Origin of the sequence: Hyphomonas sediminis, assembly GCF_019679475.1 — a bacterium.
Classification (GTDB): domain Bacteria; phylum Pseudomonadota; class Alphaproteobacteria; order Caulobacterales; family Hyphomonadaceae; genus Hyphomonas; species Hyphomonas sediminis.
In genome coordinates this window covers 2,724,238-2,742,179 of sequence record NZ_JAIEZP010000001.1, presented here as the reverse complement: position 1 = coordinate 2,742,179, position 17,942 = coordinate 2,724,238, and the positions used below count along the sequence as shown (strand labels likewise).

Genomic DNA, 17,942 nt, shown 5'->3' with positions numbered 1-17,942 from the left:
CTTTCGTGCCATAATGGCTCCATTTGATAACGAACCGGTTTAGGGACGGTTCCGAAGGTGGATTGCAAATCATATAAAGGTTCGTTTATATGATTTGCATGAGCGAGGCATTCGAAGGACTTCTGGAGCGGTTGCGGGCCGCGGGCGAGCCCACGCGGTTGCGGCTACTTAGCCTGTTACGACAACAGGATCTGTCTGTTGGTGAACTGGTTCAGGTACTGGGTCAGAGCCAGCCACGCCTGTCGCATCACCTGAAATCTCTCTCCGAATCCGGGCTGGCCGAACGTTTACCGGAGGGGGCGTTTGTTTTTTATCGCGCCGCCCAGACAGGGCGGGGGCGAGAGCTGCTGGATGCGCTGTTTGCGTCCCTCGGGCCGGGTGTCCCGGAAATCGAAGCCGATTTGGAGCGACTTCACACGGTCATGTCCGGCCGGGCTGCATCGGCAGAAGCCTACTTCTCCAGCATTGCCGAAACCTGGGATACCGTGCGGTCTCTGCACTACCCGAACGAGGCCATCGAGGCGGCGCTTCTGGACCTTGCTGGGGATGGCCCATTCCGCCGGATGGTAGATTTCGGCACTGGAACGGGCAGGATGCTTGCCTTGTTTGCCCCGCTGGTGACGGAGGCGGAAGGTATCGACTTCAGCCATCGTATGCTGACCGTCGCGCGGGCGAATCTAGAAGGCGCAGGGGTGCGCAATGCCCGGGTCCGGTTTGGCAATGTCACGTCAGTTCCGTTTGAAGATGCCAGTGCGGATATTGTTGTCATCCATCAGGTGCTTCACTTCCTGGACACGCCGGCCGACGCGATCCTCGAAGCGGCACGTGTCCTGGCGCCGGGTGGGCGGCTGCTGGTGATCGATTTTGCGCCCCACGATCTGGAATTCCTGCGTACCGAGCATGGGCATCACCGCCTTGGCGTGCGCCATGATGCGCTCGCCAACTGGGCGACAGAAGCGGGCCTCAGCCTGGAACAACCTCGCAGCTTTGCGCCACCGGAAAACGGTGCGCCTGGCCTTACCGTAAACATCTGGCGCGCGCTGAAGCCCGCCTCCATCCGGGAGAAAGCCGCGTGACCGGTTTGCAAGCCCCGTTGACGATACCGCCGGTGCGCGTGTCGTTCGAGTTCTTTCCGCCCAAATCCGACGCGATGAATGCGCGCCTGTGGGACACCATCAAACGGCTGGAGCCGATGGCGCCGGAGTTTGTTTCTGTCACTTATGGCGCCGGCGGATCTACGCGTGAACGCACCCATGACACCGTTCGCCGTATCGTAGCCGAAACGGAACTCAAACCCGCGGCCCACCTGACCTGTGTATCGGCAACGAAGGAAGAAGTGCTTGCCGTTGCTGAAAGCTATTGGCAGGCGGGCGTGAAACATATCGTAGCGTTGCGCGGGGACCCGCCTGCGGGAATGGGGGCAAAGTTTGAGGCCCATCCCGGCGGCTTTGCAGATTCCGTCGATCTTATCCGTGGGCTGAGGGAACACCGACCAGAGTTGGGCAAATGCTTCGAGATTTCGGTTTCCTGCTATCCTGAACTTCATCCGGAGAGCCGTGGTTGGGACGCCGAAATTGCATTCCTGAAGGCCAAGCAGGATGCAGGCGCAGACCGTGCCATCACTCAGTTTTTCTTCGAACCGGAAGTGTATTTGACATTCCTCGAGAAAGCGCGCGCCGGCGGCGTGACCATTCCTGTGGTTCCGGGCATCATGTTGCAGCCGAACTTCAATGGGCTCAAGCGCATCGCCGGGCTTTGCGGCGCGACGATCCCGGCGTGGCTGCACACCCTGTATGATGGTCTTGATGAGGATGAAGAGACCCGCGACCTGGTGACTGCAAATGTCGCTGCCGATCTCTGCCGGAAGCTGCAGGCACAGGGCGTCGAGGACTTTCACTTCTATACGCTGAATCGGGCTGGGCTGGCGCTTTCCACCTGTCGCCTGCTGGGCCTTAGCCCCCAACCTGCAAAGGCAGTCTGAGCCATGAACACGAATGAACGTTTCCAGGCGCTTGAAGCATTGGCCAATGAGCGCATTCTCGTGCTCGACGGCGCGATGGGCACGCAAATCCAGACATACAAGCTCACCGAGGAAGACTTCCGGGGGGAGCGTTTTGGCGACTGGCCCATTCCGCTGAAAGGCAACAACGACCTGCTCAACCTGACGCGACCGGACGTGATCGCGGCAATCCATCGCAAATATATCGATGCGGGGGCGGACTTTCTGGAAACCAACACCTTCTCCGCGACCGTCATTGCAATGGCGGACTACAAGATGGAAGAGTTGGCTGCTGAAATTGCCCGGGAGGGCGCGCGGATTGCCAGGGAAGCAGCTGACAAAGCTGAAGCAGAGCTTGGCCGCCCAATTGGCGTGATGGGCGCCATCGGGCCGACGAACAAGACGCTGTCGCTGAGCCCGAACGTGAATGATCCGGGCTACCGAGATGTGACGTTCGATGAGGTGCGCAGCGCGTATTACGAGCAGGCCGAAGAGATGGCGCCGTTCGTGGATGTTTTCCTGATCGAGACGGTGTTCGACACGCTGAATGCCAAGGCCGCGATTAAGGCACTGCTCGACCTGAAGCGCGATAAAGGGATCGCGCGGCCAATCATCATTTCCGGAACAATTACCGATGCATCCGGGCGCACGCTCAGTGGGCAGACGGCCGAGGCGTTCTGGAATTCGGTGCGCCATGCACGGCCTTGGGCCATTGGCCTCAACTGCGCGCTCGGCGCGGATCTGATGCGTCAGCACGTCGCGTCGATCTCGCGGGTCGCAGATACGCGCGTGATCGCCTATCCGAATGCCGGTCTGCCGAATGCGTTTGGCGAGTATGATGAAACGCCAGACCAGACAGCGGCGCACCTGCGCGAATGGGCCGACAGCGGCCTTGTGAATGTTCTGGGCGGATGCTGCGGAACATCGCCCGGACATATTGCGGCAATCGCAAACGCGGTGAGGCAGTCTTCGCCGCGCAAGGTGCCGGAGATTGAACCGGCGATGCGCCTTGCCGGGCTTGAGCCATTTACGGTGCGATCGTGACCAACGGAGAAGTCAAGGCGGGCGATCTGTTTATCTTTTATGGATTGCTCAAGCAGGGCGCAGCGGGCGCGCCCAATGAACTGGGGCTCGATGTGGCTGGGGATTTCCTCGGGCCGTGCCGGTTCCGGGGGCGGATGCCGGACCTTGGTGGCTTTCCGGGTGTCGTGAGCGGCGACGCGCTCTGCCATGGGGTGCGCTGGCGCATCAGGGATGCCAGCATCGCGCCAGCGATGGACGAATTTGAAGATGTGACCGATGATCCGGCAACATCGCTCTATCAACGAATGCGGTTGCCCGTGCTGGATGATCAAGGGCAGGTGACGGGCGAAGACGCCTGGGTTTACATTTACAATCAGAAGACGGACGGTTTCTCCGCACTTGAGGATGGAAACTGGCCGCTGGACCGCGGAAAGGCCCGCAAGTGACCGAAGCAAGAGCAACATTCATCAACGTTGGCGAACGTACGAACGTGACCGGATCGGCCGTGTTCCGGAAGATGGTCACCGAGGGGCGCTACGCCGATGCCGTCGACGTGGCGCGCCAGCAGGTGGAGAATGGCGCGCAGGTTATCGATGTGAACATGGACGAGGGGATGCTCGACGGCGTTCAGGCCATGACCACCTACCTGAACCTGATCGCCGCGGAGCCGGATATTGCGCGCGTTCCGGTGATGATCGACTCTTCGAAGTGGGAAGTGATCGAAGCTGGCCTGAAATGCGTGCAGGGCAAGGCAATCGTCAATTCGATCTCGATGAAAGAGGGCGAAGAAAAGTTTCGTGAGCAGGCGGAAGCCTGTCTCTCCTATGGCGCGGCCGTCGTGGTGATGGCGTTCGATGAGGTGGGGCAGGCCGATACCGCGACCCGCAAGATCGAAATCTGCCAGAGAGCCTACCGTATCCTGACGGAAGAAGTCGGCTTCCCGCCCGAGGACATCATTTTCGATCCGAACATCTTCGCCGTTGCGACCGGGATTGAAGAGCACAACACCTACGCATTGGATTTCATTGAGGCCGCGAAGATCATTCGGGAAACCTGCCCGGGGTGCCATATCTCCGGCGGTCTCTCGAACGTGTCCTTCTCGTTCCGCGGCAATGAGCCCGTACGCCGGGCCATGCACTCAGTGTTCCTATACTACGCCATTCCAGCGGGCATGGACATGGGTATCGTGAACGCTGGCCAGCTCGATATTTACGACGATATTGAGCCCGAGCTGCGCGACGCGGTGGAGGATGTTATCCTGAACCGCCGGGCGGATGCGACGGACAGGCTCGTGGAACTTGCCGAACGCTTCAAGGGGCAAAAAGGAAAGGTCCAGCAGAAGGATCTCTCCTGGCGCGAATTGAGTGTTGAGAAGCGCCTGCAGCACGCGCTGGTGCACGGCATTACTGAATTCATTGATGTCGATACAGAAGAAGCGCGCGCAGGGGTCGAGCGTCCGCTGCACGTTATCGAAGGCCCGTTGATGTCGGGCATGAATGTCGTCGGAGACCTGTTCGGCTCCGGCAAGATGTTCCTGCCCCAGGTGGTCAAATCAGCGCGCGTGATGAAACAGGCGGTCGCTTATCTCGAACCCTTCATGGAAGAAGAAAAGCGCACGCTGGGCCTTGAGAGAAAGTCCAACGGCAAGGTCATCCTCGCGACGGTGAAGGGCGACGTGCACGACATTGGCAAGAACATTGTTGGCGTCGTGCTGGCCTGCAACGGGTATGAAATTGTCGATCTTGGCGTCATGGTGTCGGCTGAGAAAATTCTCGATACGGCGGTGACGGAAAAGGCCGACATTATCGGCCTCTCCGGCCTCATTACGCCGTCACTGGATGAGATGGTTTATGTTGCCGCCGAGATGCAGCGCCGGGGCATGGTTCAGCCGCTCCTTATCGGAGGGGCGACAACCAGCGCGGCGCATACGGCAGTGAAGATCGAACCGGCCATTCGCTCCGCTCCGGTTGTGCATGTGGTGGACGCCAGCCGCGCGGTGGGTGTTGTCGGCACGCTGCTGAACGATGATGATCGCCCGGTGTTCCTGAATGAAGTTCGCGCCCGTTATGAGCGGATGCGTGAAAGCCGCAAGGATGGCCCGCCCAAGCCGCGCCTGCCGATTGCAGATGCGCGTGCGGCGAAGCTGCAATTTGACTGGAAGTCCTACGTGCCGCCCAAGCCGACATATGAGGGTGTGCGGACGTTCGAGGATATCGATCTGGGAACGCTCGCACGTTATATCGACTGGACGCCGTATTTCTCGGCATGGGATCTGGCGGGGCGTTATCCGGCAATTCTTGAAGACAAGATTGTTGGAGAGGCGGCCTCCAGCCTGTGGCGGGATACGCAGGTGATGCTGCAACAACTGATCGGGGAAGCCTGGTTGAATCCGAAGGCGGTGATCGGCTTTTGGAAAGCCAACTCATCCGAAGATGATGTGAAGCTCGCCAATGGCGAAACGTTCCTCACGCTGCGCCAGCAGATGATGAAGGATAATGGCCAGCCAAACTTTGCGCTTGCCGATTTCGTGGCGCCGGAAGGTGAAGACTGGATCGGAGGCTTTTGCGTAACGGCAGGACCGGAGGCTGAAGAGATCGCCAAGAAATTTGCGGCGAAAGGCGATGATTATTCTTCGATCATGGTGAAGGCGCTGGCCGACCGTTTCGCTGAGGCTATGGCCGAATACATGCACGAAAAGGTCCGCAAGGAGCTGTGGGCCTATGTGCCTGACGAGTCGCTTTCCAATGAGGAGCTGGTTGGAGAGAAGTATCAGGGCATCCGTCCTGCCCCCGGTTATCCTTGCCAGCCCGATCACACGGAGAAGGCGACGCTGTTCCGTCTGTTGGAGGCGGATAAGCGGATCGGTGTGGAGCTTACGTCAAGCTACGCGATGACGCCTGCTTCGAGCGTTTCGGGGCTCTACCTGTCGCACCCCAAGTCCGTCTACTTTGCAGTCGGCCGTATAGACCGCGATCAGGTGGCTGACTACGCAGTGCGCAAGGGCTGGGAAGTGCGGATGGCCGAGCGCTGGCTGGCGCCGATCCTCTCCTACGACCCGTTTGCTGTTTCGGACGCGGTCGCCTGATTTCGACACTGTGGAGCGGGCCGAAAGCGTGATGGCGGCCCGCCCCCGAGTCGCTGTAAAGTCGGGGGGTGACAGCCGTGTCACCTAAGGAGGACCAGATGCAGAAAGCCCGTCTTCGCGGCGAGAACGCCAAGATTGTTGCCACCTTGGGGCCGGGAAGCCGTTCGCCTAGGGAAGTGCGCGCGCTGGCCGAGGCTGGCGTTGATGTATTCCGTCTGAACTTCAGCCATGGCGAACATGCGGCGCACCAGGAAGCGCTCAATGCCGTTCGCGCGGCCGAGGCGGCCGTTGGCTGGCCGTTGGCGACGCTCGCGGACCTTCAGGGGCCGAAGGTGCGGGTCGGAAAGTTTGAAGGCGGCGCAATGCGTCTGGGCTTTCGGAAGGATTACCGGATCGTTGTGGGGGAAGTTGCGCCCGATGAAGAGTCGATCGCTGTGCCGCACGCAGAGATCGTCGCAATCCTGGAAGAGGGCGACACCATCCTTGCGGATGATGGAAAGCTGATCTTCACGGTGGTGAAGGGCGGCGCAGAACCAATCGTTCGCTCTGAAGTGCCGGGCAAGCTCGGAGACAAGAAGGGCTTTACCGTTCGCGGCAAGGCGCTTCCGGTTCGCGCACTGACGGAAAAGGATAGGGCCGACCTTCTGTTCGCGCTGGAAATCGGCGTGGATATCGTCGCGCTCTCTTTCGTCCAGACGGTTGAAGATATTGAAGAGGTCAAGCGGATCATCGGGGGCCGCGCGCCGCTGGTTGCGAAACTCGAAAAGCCCGCAGCAATAACCAACCTCGAAGCCATCGTTGAGGCGGCAGACGCCGTGATGGTGGCGCGGGGCGATCTGGGGGTGGAATTTGCGCCCGAAGACGTTCCCGTCATTCAGCGGCGGATCGTGCGCTGCGCGCGGGCGCTGGGCAGGCCGGTAATTGTGGCGACCCAGATGCTGGAGTCCATGATCGAGAATTCTGCACCAACTCGGGCCGAAGCATCGGACGTTGCTACAGCGATATATCAGGGCGCTGATGCCGTTATGCTGTCGGCTGAAACCGCTGTCGGTCGCCATCCGGCGACGGCGGTTGCGATCATGTCCCGCATCATTCGCGCGACCGAAGGTGCTGAAGACTATCGCCGTTCGCTGATGGAGTTTTGTGGTGACACGCAGCCTGCTTCGGCAGTCGATGTTGTCGCGCAGACATCGCTTGCAATGGCGGAGGCGGAAGGCGCTGTGGCCCTGGCGTTGCGCACTGGGGCGTTCGAGAGACTTGCGCGGTTCGCGCGGGTCCGCGGCGCGGCGCCGATTCTTTATGGATCGCTTGAAGACCAACGCTTGCGTCAGGCATGCTTGCTCTGGGGCGTCCATCCGCAGAAGCTGAATGCCGGCGCAGAGAACTGGTACCGCGATCTTATGAAAGCTGCGGGGCTGGAGGGGCGGGTGGCCTATGCCCGGTGGGCGGGCGACGATCAACGCTTTGCTTGGGAAGTGGGTGTTGGCCGAGGTCTCGATGGAAAGCCGATCACTGGCGTATAATCAGCTGCCCTTTACGGAACTCGTAGGAGTTCAGCTCACTGAGGAATGTCATTCCTAGCAAGGATTGCTCAAGTTCTTCGCGGAGGATGACGGCGCTGACGCCTTCAACTTCCACGCGACCGATGCGGATGCTGTCGAGCATGATAGAGGCACCATATGTGACGCCGCCCGCAGTTCGTATCTCCGAATCATATGTAAGCGTTTCGGGGGCGAGGCCTAGTCTTTGGGCATCGCGATAGGTCAGGGCGACAATGCTGGCGCCGGTATCCACCATAAATTTGACCTCGGTTCCCTGAACATCTGCGCGAGTCCAGTAATGACCGTCGGCTTCGCGCTCGATGAAGGCGGCGCGTGTATGGATGGTCGACGTCGAATCAGATGCCGCTGAAGCGACCAAAGTCTGAGCAGAACGTTGCCGTTCCACAGCCGCCTGATATTCGGCTTCCCGAAGTTTCGGCGCCAGATAAAGGCCGATAACCATCGCGATCAGAACCGCGACGGCAATTACCGACAAAATCCTGCCTGCACCCATACCGGTTACCTTTTCCCCAGCGCTTTGAGCCGTTCGATCCGCTCAGGCAAAAGTACCATCACCGCATCGCGGCCATCAGAGCCGAGTCGCGTCCAGGTGCCAATTTCTTGTAAAGTCCGACCGCAGCCGAGACAGAATCCCGTCTGGCCGTCTACAGCGCACACCTTGATGCACGGGCTCTTTATTGGCTCACTCTGTATCATTATACCAGTAACCCATACTGACGCCGGGCTGCAGTGCAAGTTCTACAGGCGAGGATGAAATAAATCCTTGCCAGAAGTGCTGTAGGTAGCCCCACAGGATTAAAATTGCCGGGTCATCCGGTAACAGGAGAACATCACCTTGAGCGAACCGACCCGGAACAAGTCCCCTCTGGACGATGTCCGCGACCTTATAATGAAGCCGGTCGACAAGGACCCAGAGTGTGGTCGCAAGGTTCACGAGGCGCTCCTCGGCATGGGCCGGGAGGGCGATTTCGGTCGTCTGGGCGAAGCCGCCGAGTGGCTGGCAACCTGGCAGAGGCGGTTTCCGCCGCGCATCGAGAAGCCGACCTTGGCGATCTTTGCGGGCTCTCATGGGCTTGTCGAGGCGGGCGTTTCGCTTTCTTCCAACGAAGATACGCGCGCCCACATCGACGCGTTGAAGGCGGGCAAGGCGCCGCTTTCCGCGATTGCGGCGCAGGTGGGCGCAAACGTCCGCGTCTTCGAACTGGCGCTCGACAAGCCGACGCCGAGCATCGCGCAGACCGCCGCAATGACCGAGCGCGAATGCGCCGCCACCATCGCTTTCGGCTTTGAGGCAGTTGAAGACAACCCGGACCTGCTGGCTCTTGCTGTTTCTGGCGCCGGCGTGGGCACGGTCGCAGCGGCTGTCGCTTGCGCGCTTTATGGCGGCTCGCCGGAATATTGGGTACGCCCCAGCGCGCAGACCCCACTGAACCTTTCTCGGAAACGAGTGGAACTCGTTAGCACGGCATTGAAGGTGCATCGGGGGCATATGTCCGATCCACTCGAAGCGCTTCGCTGTCTCGGCGGACGCGAAATCGCAGCTTGCGTCGGTGCGATTATCGCGGCCCGACACCAGGGCATTCCGGTGCTTCTTGATGGCTTCGCCACGACGATTGCGGCGGGCGTCGTGCACGCAGTTTCCCCCAATGCCGTCAGCCATTGCCTTGCCTCTCACATTACCCAACGGCCGGCCCACGAGGCTGCTCTTGAGCGTATGGGCCTCAAGCCTCTTGTGCAGCTTGAGTTCCAGACTGGTAGCGGCCTTGGCTCGGCAACAGCCGTCGGCATTCTTAAAACAGCCTGTGCCCCGTTTATCGCCAAGCCAGCGGAAGGGTGACGTAGGGAAACGTGCGGCATTCTTTACGTTTACGTGCGCGTCACCTTGTCAGCGAATAGGAATGGCTGACATACAGAAATGAAGTGCCGGGACTAAACAGGCAGATCCAGGAGCGAACGTCCATGAACCTCGAGTTTTCACCCGAAGAGATCGCCTTCCGCGAAGAAGTGCGGACTTTCATTGAACAAAACTATCCCAGAGAGCTCGTCGGGCTCGGCAATCGGGAAGACCTGACGCGCGAGCAATTCCTCGCCTGGCACAAGATCCTCGGCAAGAAGGGCTGGTCTGCGCCTGCTTGGCCGAAGAAATACGGTGGCACGGGCTGGACCTCCACCCAGCGCTATATCTGGTCGGAAGAGAATGCTCGCGTTGATGCGCTGATGCCGCTTCCGTTCGGTATCTCGATGGTCGCGCCGGTTATCTACACCTTCGGCAACGAAGAACAGAAGGCGCGCCATCTGCCGGGCATCCTCTCCGGTGATGTGTGGTGGTGCCAGGGCTATTCCGAGCCGGGCGCCGGTTCTGACCTTGCCAGCCTCAAAACGACCGCTGTGCGCGATGGCGACTACTACGTGCTCAACGGCCAAAAGACCTGGACGACGCTTGCTCAGCATGCGGACTGGGGCTTCTTCCTCTGCCGCACCGATCCGTCGGCCAAGCAGCAGGAAGGCATCTCCTTCATCCTCGTCGACATGAAAACGCCGGGCATCGAAGTGCGTCCGATCAAGCTGATCGACGGCACGCACGAGGTCAACGAAACCTGGCTCACGGATGTTCGCGTGCCGGTCGAAAACCTCGTCGGCGAAGAGAACAAGGGCTGGACCTACGCGAAGTTCCTGCTGGCGCACGAACGTTCCGGCATCGCCGGCGTTGCCCGCTCCAAGCGCGGCATCGAGCGCCTGCGTTCCATCGCATCGCAAGAAACGCTGGATGGCACGCCGCTCATCAGCACGACCGATTTTGCCCGCAAGATCAGCCAGCTCGAAATCGACCTGACCGCGCTGGAATTCACTGAACTGCGCACGCTCGCTTCCGAAGCAGCGGGCCATGGCCCCGGCCCGGAAAGCTCGATCCTCAAGATCAAGGGGACTGAAATCCAGCAGCGCTTGACGGAGTTGACCCTGGAAGCCGTTGGCAATTACGGCGCGCCTTATGCTCGCGGCATGGATCAATCCGGTTCGAACGAAATCGGTGTGGGGCCGGAGTATTCGAACTTCGCGGCCGACAGCTACTTCAACATGCGCAAGACCTCGATCTACGGCGGATCGAACGAAATTCAGCGCAACATCATCAGCAAAATGATCCTCGGCCTCTAAGGCACCGGGGCAGGGAGGAGATCAATCCATGGATTTCAATTTCACCGAAGAGCAGACGATGATCCGGGACAGCCTCGCAAGGCTGATCCGTGAACAGTATGATTTCGACACCCGCCGCAAGGTTGTTGCGTCGAAGGATGGCTGGCGTCCGGAAATGTGGGCTCAGTTCGCCGAGCTTGGCCTTCTCGCTGCGCCGTTTTCTGAAGAAGATGGTGGCCTTGGCGGCGGTCCGATCGACGCCATGGTTGTCATGGAAGAGTTCGGCAAAGGCCTCGTGGTCGAGCCGTTCCTGCAAACTGTCGTTCTCGCCGGCGGCTTCCTGAAACGCGGCACGACCGCTCAGAAAGAAGATCATCTGGCTGCTCTGGTGTCCGGTGAGCGCGTCTTCGCATTCGCTTATGCCGAGCCTAAAGGCCGCTATAACCTGGCCGACCTGTCGACCACCGCCAAGAAAAGCGGCTCCGACTATGTGATCAACGGCCACAAGGCTGTTGTTGTTGGCGCGCCGTGGGCGAGCCATCTCATCGTCACGGCCCGCACCGGCGGCGCGCAGCGCGACGCCAAAGGCGTGGGCGTGTTCATCGTGCCGAAGGATGCCAAAGGCGTCACCACGCGCGATTACCCGACGGTTGATGGCCGCCGTGCGTCCGAAGTTTACTTCGAAAACGTCACCGTTGGCGCCGACGCCGTGATCGGTGAAGACAGCCTTGGCCTGGTCGAGCAGGTGACCGATGAAGCAATCGCGGCGCTTTGCGCCGAAGCCTGCGGCGCCATGAAAGTCGCCAACGCGCAGACGGTCGACTACGCCAAGACCCGCAAGCAGTTCGGCACGCCGATCGGCAAGTTCCAGGTGCTCCAGCACCGCATGGCCGACATGTTCATCGAGGCCGAGCAGTCGGTGTCCATGACCTACATGGCGACCCTGAAGCTCGACGAAGATGAAGTGGCCCGCAAGAAAGCCGCCTCGGCTGCCAAGGTTCGCATCGGTCAGGCTGGCCGCTTCGTTGGCCAGCAGGCGATCCAGATCCATGGCGGCATGGGCATGACCGATGAGCTTGCTATCGGTCACTACTTCAAGCGCCTGACCATGATCGATTCCGAGCTGGGCAATGTTGATCACCACCTGAAGCGCTACACCGACCTGTCGGCAGCAGACGTTGCTGTCGCCGCCGAGTAATCGCGCTTTTAACGGTTAACGGAGCGGGGCGGTCCAGGAATGGGCCGCCCCGTTTCGCATTCTGCGGGGGGCGGCCCGGAACTTGCAGCATATCGCCACGTATTAACCGGTCAGCACAATTCCAGGGGTATTCTGCCGTGTCATCGCATCTTGAAGGACAACGGACGTGACATTCTCCGGAGGAACGCCGCACGTGCTGCAGGTTCTCGTCGCCGCCCCGACCTATAAGCGAAACGACATGCTGGACGGGCTTTTGCGTAGCCTTTCCGAACTGGACATGCCGCTTGAAGCGAATGTTTCCTTCGTCGTCATCGACAATGACCGCGAAGGCGGCGCCCGCCCCGTTGTGGAGAAATGGCAGCGGGTATTTGCTGCGCCGCTGGCTTATGAGTTGGAAGACGCTCCCGGCGTGACGCATGTGCGCAACCGTGCGCTGCGCCTTGCCGAAGCAGCAGACGTGCTGGTCTTCATCGATGACGATGAATTTGCGCGCAAGGACTGGCTCGCGGCTCTGGTGAAACGTTTCAGGGAAACGGGCGCCGCCGGCGTGTTCGGGCCGGTCCAGCCGGTTTATCCTGAAAAAGCGCCCGCTTGGCTTAAGGAATGGGCCGTTCACGGAACGCCGATCACTGAAGACACGGATCAGGAAAAGCCGGGTGCCACCTGCAACTGTCTGATCGACATGAGCGTCGTCCGGAAAGAAGGGATGGGGTTCGATCCCAAGATGTCTCTCACCGGCGCGGAAGATACGCTGTTCTTCACGCAACTGCTCGACCGGGGATACCGCCTTGTGCAGGCGAAGGACGCCCAAGTCTACGAACACATTCCCGCGGACCGCGCGACTGAAAAGTGGCTCATGCGCCGCTGGTACAGGACCGGCCTTACGGATGCCCTGATCGCGGGGCGCAATATGAAGCCTGCTGCAGCGCGCCTGCGTGGCGGAGTTCATGGGGCCATCCGCTTGCTCGCGGGCGGTATTCTTGCTGGCGGCGCAACATTCCTGACGCTCGGAATGCATCGCCGCGCCATTCTCTCGCGGGCCTATACAGCCAGCCGAGGCCTGGGCATGATCTCATTCGCGCTTGGCAAGAGCTATGAGGAATACGGACGCAAACAGACTGGCGCCTGATCCTTCAGTTCCGTGGTCTGAGCAATGAACCCTATCGGCTAAGGGTTTTGCTTCCAGTAGTGTTCGAGGCTGGAGGCGATGGCCTCGCATTTTTCATAGGTCTCCGGCGGTGCGCCAAACGCAACCATTGCAGAGCCTTCAATTGAGCTTTCCGTTCCTGTCGCCACTGGCCAGCGCGCACCGACAATAAGCGCGTCGCCCAGTGTCGAAAGGTATTCGCCGAATTCGGCCTCTCGGCCATCCCGGAACAGGGGCATCCACAGGATCAGCATTGCCTTCGGCCAGCGCTTGAGTGCCTTGGGCGTCCATAGGGCCAGGGCTTCAATGTCGCGGTGGGTTTCATAGCTCGGGTCCACAAGAACAACCATCTGCTCGCCCGCACGCGGCGCCAGTTTCAGCGCGCCGGAATATCCGTCCGCCTTCTGTATGCGAATGCGATCATCCCCCTTCATCGCTTCGTTCAGTGCAGCGTTTTCCTGGGGATGGAGTTCGAACAAGACCATACGGGCAGACTTGGGCAGCAGTGTCTGCGCCACAGCCGGTGAGCCCGGATAATCCTTCGGGCCTCGCGCGCGAATTAAATCCACCCAGTCGGCGAGTGGTTTGGGGGCTTTGCCATCCATGAAGGCAAGCGCGCCATTGTCGGACTCGCCCCGCTTGCGTGCCTGCGCGCCAGTCAGGTCATATCGTCCGCGTCCGGAATGTGTCTCGGCATAGAAGATAGGCCGAGGGCCGCGCGCGGCGGCCCTGAGCAGCGTGTCGAGAACCGCATGCTTGAGCACATCGGCGCGGTTCCCCGCGTGGTATCCGTGCTGATAGGAAAGCATGCGGTCTCAGTCTTTCTTTAATTTGGTTCTGTTGCGAGCAGACTTGCTGGCTTATTCGCCAGCGAGACTTGCCTTGCGCGTCGCCTCAAACTCGTTGCCCGGATACCAGGTCGGCCAGGTGTCGGAGTTGAGGATACGCAGTCCAACTTCGGTCAGCGCCTGGAGGTCTTCCTGATAGCCGGTGAGGTCCCAGTTCTCGGAGTATTCATCCATTGGCTTATGGTAACGCTCAGCGGTGTAGGCTGCGTTGGCAGCCTTGCCCGCCGCGATGCCGCCTTCAAGCTTGTCTTCGCCTTCGCCTGCGTAGAGCATCGGCACGCCTTTCTTGGCAAGAGAGACGTGGTCGGAGCGGTAGAAGAAGCCAGCTTCCGGTTTGGCGTCCGGAGTGATCACGCGATCTTTGGCAGCCAGAACATCTTTAAGGATATCCTCTAGGTCCGATGCGCCAAAGCCGACAATCGTCATGTCCTTGGTGCGGCCCATGGGCAGGGCGCCATCAATGTTGATGCCGGCGACAACTTTATTGAGCGGAACAACCGGATTGTTGGCGAAGAATTCTGAGCCGAGCAGGCCGGATTCTTCCAGCGTGACAAATGCAAAGAGCGCAGAGCGATCCAGCGGTTGGGCTTTCAGCGCTTCGGCGATCTCAATGATGCCAGCCGTACCGGTCGCGTTGTCGACCGCGCCGTTATAGATCTGGTCTTCATAGAAGTCTTCGCCGGGGGCGCCTTTCTTCATGCCAAGGTGATCCCAGTGCGCCGTGAACAGAACGTATTCGTCAGGTGTTTTCGTGCCGGGCAGCTTTCCGAGCACATTGCGGCTGGTGAGGTTGTCGATGGTCTGATGGATCTCGCCGCGCGCCTTGACGCCCTCGAGCGTCACCGGTTTGAAGCCCGGCGTTTTTGCCGCTTCCTTCATTGCTTCAAAGTCGAGGCCGGCTTTGGCGAACATTTCCTGCGCCACATCGCGCTGCACCCAGCCTTCGAGCATTGCGCGGTCGGCGCCGCCATTGGGGCGTACGAGGTCAGATTGTGCGCCGCTCCAGGAGTTGGCAACAACGTCCCAGCCATAGGCGGCTGGCTCAGTTTCGTGGATCACGATGGCAGCTGTTGCGCCCTGGCGGGCCGCTTCTTCAAACTTGTAGGTCCAGCGGCCATAATAGGTCATGGACTTGCCGTTGAAGAGATTTGCATCGCCGGTGGCGAAGCCGGGATCGTTGACGAGGATCAGCACGGTTTTGCCGGCGTAATCCTGATTGTCATAGTCGTTCCAGCCATATTCCGGGGCGACTGCGCCATAGCCGACAAACACGACATCGGTCGGGTCGAAGGAGATGTGGTCAGTGTCCTGATGCTTGGTCCAGATCACGGCCTGCGTTTTCAGGCCGAGCGAAAGTTCCTCCTGGTCGGGCCAGGTCAACACAAGGCTGGATGTGGCGGGATCGACGGTCTGGTTCACCATCTTCACATCCTGGAACCAGGTGCCGTTGTCGCCCGCTGGCTCAAGGCCGATCCGGGCAAGTTCCGCCGCAATCCAGTCGGCGGCAGCTTCTCCCGTCGAGGTGCCAGGGCCGCGGCCTTCGAACACGTCGTCGGCCAGGGCTTGGACGCGCGCGGCGATGTCTGCGGTGGTGATTTCCGGAACCGTGCCTTCTGGCAGCGGGTAGAGCAGGTCGGCTGCCGGGTTTGCAGGCGCTTCGGGCGCTACGGCCGGAGTTTCCGGGGCGCAGGCAGCCAGTGCGAGCGCAGCTGCCGAAAAGCTGAGATGTCTCAATTTCATGTGAACGGTATCCCCGTCTGGATTCTTGGATGATCCGGTCTCGCACGCTGCAGCCACCGGGGCAAGCAAGTGGGGTGGGCCAGTTGCTGCCGCCGGCCTGTTGCAGTGCGAAATCCACATAGGCACTATGGAACGGATCAGCTCAGCCGCCGTTCATCCGGAACGAATAGGTTGCGGTGGGTATGTGATCAGGATTGGAGACCGTGGCCGTGCAGTTCCCGTTGAACCTGTTCAGGGGTGCCTTTGTGAAGCTTATGACGCTCGTGATGGCGGCGCTGTCTGTGGCTGTGGCGGCCTGTGCAACGCCGGTAACCCAGGGCGCGCTCAGCCCATCCGCGCCAGTCAGTCCGGCCTTCATTCCTGAAAGAAACCAGTTCATCACTCAAGACGGGATGCGACTGGGTCTTACGGTCTGGCCTGCCGAGGGAACAGACGATCCCGAATACGTCGTCATCGGCGTGCACGGCATGAACGACTATGCCGCAACATTCCATATGGCCGCGCCCTACTGGGCGAAGCATGGCGTGACGACCTACGCTTACGACCAGCGCGGCTTCGGGCGCTCCCCGAACAAGGGCATCTGGCCGGAAGAAGAGCTGATGCGCAGAGATCTGCGCACGGCAGTCGATGTTGCGCGCGCGCGTCACCCCAGCGCGATCATTACTGTTGTTGGTGTTTCAATGGGTGGCTCAGTCGCGCTCACGGCCTTCGGATCTGACAATCCCCCCAAGGCCGACCGGTTGATCGTTTCCGGGCCAGGTCTCCGCGGATGGGGGGCGATCAATCCGCTTTACCGCGTTAGCTTGTGGACGACTGCGCATGCAAACCCAGACTGGCTCGTCGTTCCGCCCGCAGGCCTGATCAAGATCGAGCCGTCAGACAACAACGCGATGCTCCGACGCACCTGGTCTGACCCTCATATGACCTACAAGACCCGGATCGATCAGGTCTACGGCCTTGTAACGCTGATGGAGCATGCCAATACGGCCGCCGCTTACCTGAAGCCAAATGTCCCGACACTGATTGCCTATGGCGCCAAAGACATCGTGATCCCTGAGAATGGGGTGCGTCGCGCTGCGAAGATCCTGCCGGTCTTTGTGCGCACCGTATATTATCCCAACGGGTACCACATGTTGCTGCGCGACCTGCAGGCAGAGAAGGTTCATGCCGACTATCTGGCCTTTATGAAGGACCCCGATGCCGCATTGCCCAGTGGTGAAGCATCCTGGCCCTTCGAGAGAGGGTGCCTGCAATGGGCGGCGGCTGAAACGGTAGGCTATACATCCTGCTAGGCTGCGCCAGATGACACCAGCCTTTCTCGACGCCGAGAATGCAATGATCGCCCATGACGGGGCGCGGCTCGGGCTTACGGTCTGGAAGAACGAAGGCGTCGAACCACTTCGGCAGGTCATCGTGGGTATCCACGGCATGAATAACTACGCCGGCGAGTTCCGTCTGGCCGCGCCCGAATGGGCTGCGCAGGGCAGGGTGGTTTACGCCTATGACCAGCGCGGTTTCGGGCGATCTGTAAATCGCGGGCATTGGGCCGGCGAAGAGTTGATGCGCGAAGACCTGCGTACCGCCGTTGGCCTTGCGCGCGACCGGCATCCTGAGGCGGTCGTCAGTGTCGTTGCTATTTCCATGGGGGCGGCCGTTGCGATCACTGCCTTTGCGTCGGATCGGCCACCGGCGGCAGACAGGTTGATCCTCTCCGGTCCGGGGCTGGTAGGTTGGGGCGCGCTCAATCCGGCATATGGCGGTGCTTTGAAGCTGATGATGGCGCTTGGGCCGGGCCTGAAAGTCAGTCCGCCCGCATTCCTGAAGCCAAAGCTCTCGGACAACGGCGCCTTCCTTGCGCTACAGGACGCCGACCCGCTGCACTCCCGCACCAATCGCATTGATCAGCTCCATGGCGCTATCTCGCTAATGGAGAACGCCCACAGTGTGGTTGGGCGCTTGCCGCCCACCGTGGCAGTCCTCGCGGCCTATGGCGCCCATGACAGGGTCGTGCCACCGGCCGGCCCGCGTCGAACATTGAAACAATTTCCCGCCCATGTTCGCACGGTTTACTATCCGCAGGGCTATCATGTGCTTCTGAGCGACAATCAGCGAGACCGGGTGGTGGCGGACTATTCGGCATTCATGGATGCGCCGGCCGCCAGTTTGCCAAGCGGTCTTGGTCCTTGGCCATTTGGTTGAGCCTATTCT

Annotated in this window: 16 protein-coding genes; 12 read left to right on the top strand and 4 right to left on the bottom strand. The window is 60.3% G+C overall.

The window, feature by feature from the left end:
- Positions 1-98 precede the first annotated feature (98 nt).
- The 6 genes from K1X12_RS13485 to pyk all read left to right on the top strand — a co-directional run bounded on the left by K1X12_RS13485 (position 99) and on the right by pyk (position 7,630).
- Positions 99-1,076, top strand: coding sequence for an ArsR/SmtB family transcription factor (locus tag K1X12_RS13485; RefSeq protein ID WP_220988082.1), 978 nt, complete (start codon positions 99-101; stop codon positions 1,074-1,076).
- Positions 1,073-1,981: a methylenetetrahydrofolate reductase [NAD(P)H] gene (gene metF / locus K1X12_RS13480; protein ID WP_369426127.1), complete on the top strand. Its 909-nt coding sequence runs from the start codon at positions 1,073-1,075 to the stop codon at positions 1,979-1,981. Before K1X12_RS13485 ends, metF begins: the two co-directional genes overlap by 4 nt.
- Before the next feature lie 3 nt (positions 1,982-1,984).
- Entirely contained in the window at positions 1,985-3,043 is a 1,059-nt protein-coding gene (locus K1X12_RS13475) for a homocysteine S-methyltransferase family protein (protein ID WP_220988081.1), read from the top strand.
- Positions 3,040-3,468 carry a gamma-glutamylcyclotransferase family protein gene (locus tag K1X12_RS13470; RefSeq protein ID WP_220988080.1) on the top strand — a complete coding sequence of 143 codons (429 nt, stop codon included), beginning with the start codon at positions 3,040-3,042 and terminating at the stop codon, positions 3,466-3,468. Before K1X12_RS13475 ends, K1X12_RS13470 begins: the two co-directional genes overlap by 4 nt.
- Positions 3,465-6,107: a methionine synthase gene (metH, locus tag K1X12_RS13465; protein WP_220988079.1), complete on the top strand. Its 2,643-nt coding sequence runs from the start codon at positions 3,465-3,467 to the stop codon at positions 6,105-6,107. Before K1X12_RS13470 ends, metH begins: the two co-directional genes overlap by 4 nt.
- 98 nt (positions 6,108-6,205) lie before the next feature.
- A complete protein-coding gene (pyk, locus tag K1X12_RS13460) occupies positions 6,206-7,630 on the top strand; it encodes a pyruvate kinase (RefSeq protein ID WP_220988078.1) in 1,425 nt (474 codons plus the stop codon).
- On the opposite strand, the gene K1X12_RS13455 is transcribed toward pyk, so the two are convergent.
- Together K1X12_RS13455 and K1X12_RS13450 are read right to left on the bottom strand one after the other, a co-directional pair.
- On the bottom strand, positions 7,617-8,162 hold the full coding sequence (locus K1X12_RS13455) for a retropepsin-like aspartic protease family protein (protein ID WP_220988077.1): 546 nt from the start codon (positions 8,160-8,162) through the stop codon (positions 7,617-7,619). The genes pyk and K1X12_RS13455 overlap by 14 nt on opposite strands.
- A 5-nt stretch (positions 8,163-8,167) precedes the next feature.
- Complete coding sequence (locus tag K1X12_RS13450; protein WP_220988076.1) at positions 8,168-8,365, bottom strand: DUF1289 domain-containing protein; 198 nt, start codon at positions 8,363-8,365, stop codon at positions 8,168-8,170.
- A gap of 139 nt (positions 8,366-8,504) precedes the next feature.
- On the opposite strand from K1X12_RS13450, the gene K1X12_RS13445 reads away from it, so the two are divergent.
- From K1X12_RS13445 to K1X12_RS13430, 4 genes are all read left to right on the top strand, one after another.
- A complete protein-coding gene (locus K1X12_RS13445; protein ID WP_220988075.1) occupies positions 8,505-9,506 on the top strand; it encodes a nicotinate-nucleotide--dimethylbenzimidazole phosphoribosyltransferase in 1,002 nt (333 codons plus the stop codon).
- Positions 9,507-9,628: 122 nt separating this feature from the next.
- Positions 9,629-10,822: an acyl-CoA dehydrogenase family protein gene (locus K1X12_RS13440; protein ID WP_220988074.1), complete on the top strand. Its 1,194-nt coding sequence runs from the start codon at positions 9,629-9,631 to the stop codon at positions 10,820-10,822.
- A gap of 28 nt (positions 10,823-10,850) precedes the next feature.
- Positions 10,851-11,999 carry an acyl-CoA dehydrogenase family protein gene (locus K1X12_RS13435; RefSeq protein WP_220988073.1) on the top strand — a complete coding sequence of 383 codons (1,149 nt, stop codon included), beginning with the start codon at positions 10,851-10,853 and terminating at the stop codon, positions 11,997-11,999.
- Between the two features lie 166 nt (positions 12,000-12,165).
- Entirely contained in the window at positions 12,166-13,128 is a 963-nt protein-coding gene (locus K1X12_RS13430) for a glycosyltransferase family 2 protein (protein WP_220988072.1), read from the top strand.
- Between the two features lie 38 nt (positions 13,129-13,166).
- On the opposite strand, the gene rlmJ is transcribed toward K1X12_RS13430, so the two are convergent.
- Complete coding sequence (gene rlmJ, locus K1X12_RS13425) at positions 13,167-13,955, bottom strand: 23S rRNA (adenine(2030)-N(6))-methyltransferase RlmJ (RefSeq protein ID WP_220988071.1); 789 nt, start codon at positions 13,953-13,955, stop codon at positions 13,167-13,169.
- Positions 13,956-14,006: 51 nt separating this feature from the next.
- Complete coding sequence (locus K1X12_RS13420; RefSeq protein ID WP_220988070.1) at positions 14,007-15,734, bottom strand: M28 family metallopeptidase; 1,728 nt, start codon at positions 15,732-15,734, stop codon at positions 14,007-14,009.
- 209 nt (positions 15,735-15,943) lie between these two features.
- On the opposite strand from K1X12_RS13420, the gene K1X12_RS13415 reads away from it, so the two are divergent.
- Both K1X12_RS13415 and K1X12_RS13410 read left to right on the top strand, forming a co-directional pair.
- Positions 15,944-17,026, top strand: coding sequence for an alpha/beta fold hydrolase (locus tag K1X12_RS13415; RefSeq protein ID WP_369426126.1), 1,083 nt, complete (start codon positions 15,944-15,946; stop codon positions 17,024-17,026).
- Positions 17,027-17,036: 10 nt separating this feature from the next.
- Positions 17,037-17,933 carry an alpha/beta fold hydrolase gene (locus K1X12_RS13410; RefSeq protein ID WP_220988069.1) on the top strand — a complete coding sequence of 299 codons (897 nt, stop codon included), beginning with the start codon at positions 17,037-17,039 and terminating at the stop codon, positions 17,931-17,933.
- Positions 17,934-17,942: the final 9 nt, after the last annotated feature.

Bases quoted from the DNA above. Each gene is read 5' to 3' on its own strand.
- K1X12_RS13485 (WP_220988082.1), top strand. From the start codon at position 99: ATGAGCGAGGCATTCGAAGGACTTCTGGAGCGGTTGCGGGCCGCGGGC.
- K1X12_RS13475 (WP_220988081.1), top strand. From the start codon at position 1,985: ATGAACACGAATGAACGTTTCCAGGCGCTTGAAGCATTGGCCAATGAG.
- pyk (WP_220988078.1), top strand. From the start codon at position 6,206: ATGCAGAAAGCCCGTCTTCGCGGCGAGAACGCCAAGATTGTTGCCACC.
- K1X12_RS13455 (WP_220988077.1), bottom strand. From the start codon at position 8,162: ATGGGTGCAGGCAGGATTTTGTCGGTAATTGCCGTCGCGGTTCTGATC.
- K1X12_RS13450 (WP_220988076.1), bottom strand. From the start codon at position 8,365: ATGATACAGAGTGAGCCAATAAAGAGCCCGTGCATCAAGGTGTGCGCT.
- K1X12_RS13440 (WP_220988074.1), top strand. From the start codon at position 9,629: ATGAACCTCGAGTTTTCACCCGAAGAGATCGCCTTCCGCGAAGAAGTG.
- K1X12_RS13435 (WP_220988073.1), top strand. From the start codon at position 10,851: ATGGATTTCAATTTCACCGAAGAGCAGACGATGATCCGGGACAGCCTC.
- rlmJ (WP_220988071.1), bottom strand. From the start codon at position 13,955: ATGCTTTCCTATCAGCACGGATACCACGCGGGGAACCGCGCCGATGTG.
- K1X12_RS13420 (WP_220988070.1), bottom strand. From the start codon at position 15,734: ATGAAATTGAGACATCTCAGCTTTTCGGCAGCTGCGCTCGCACTGGCT.
- K1X12_RS13410 (WP_220988069.1), top strand. From the start codon at position 17,037: ATGACACCAGCCTTTCTCGACGCCGAGAATGCAATGATCGCCCATGAC.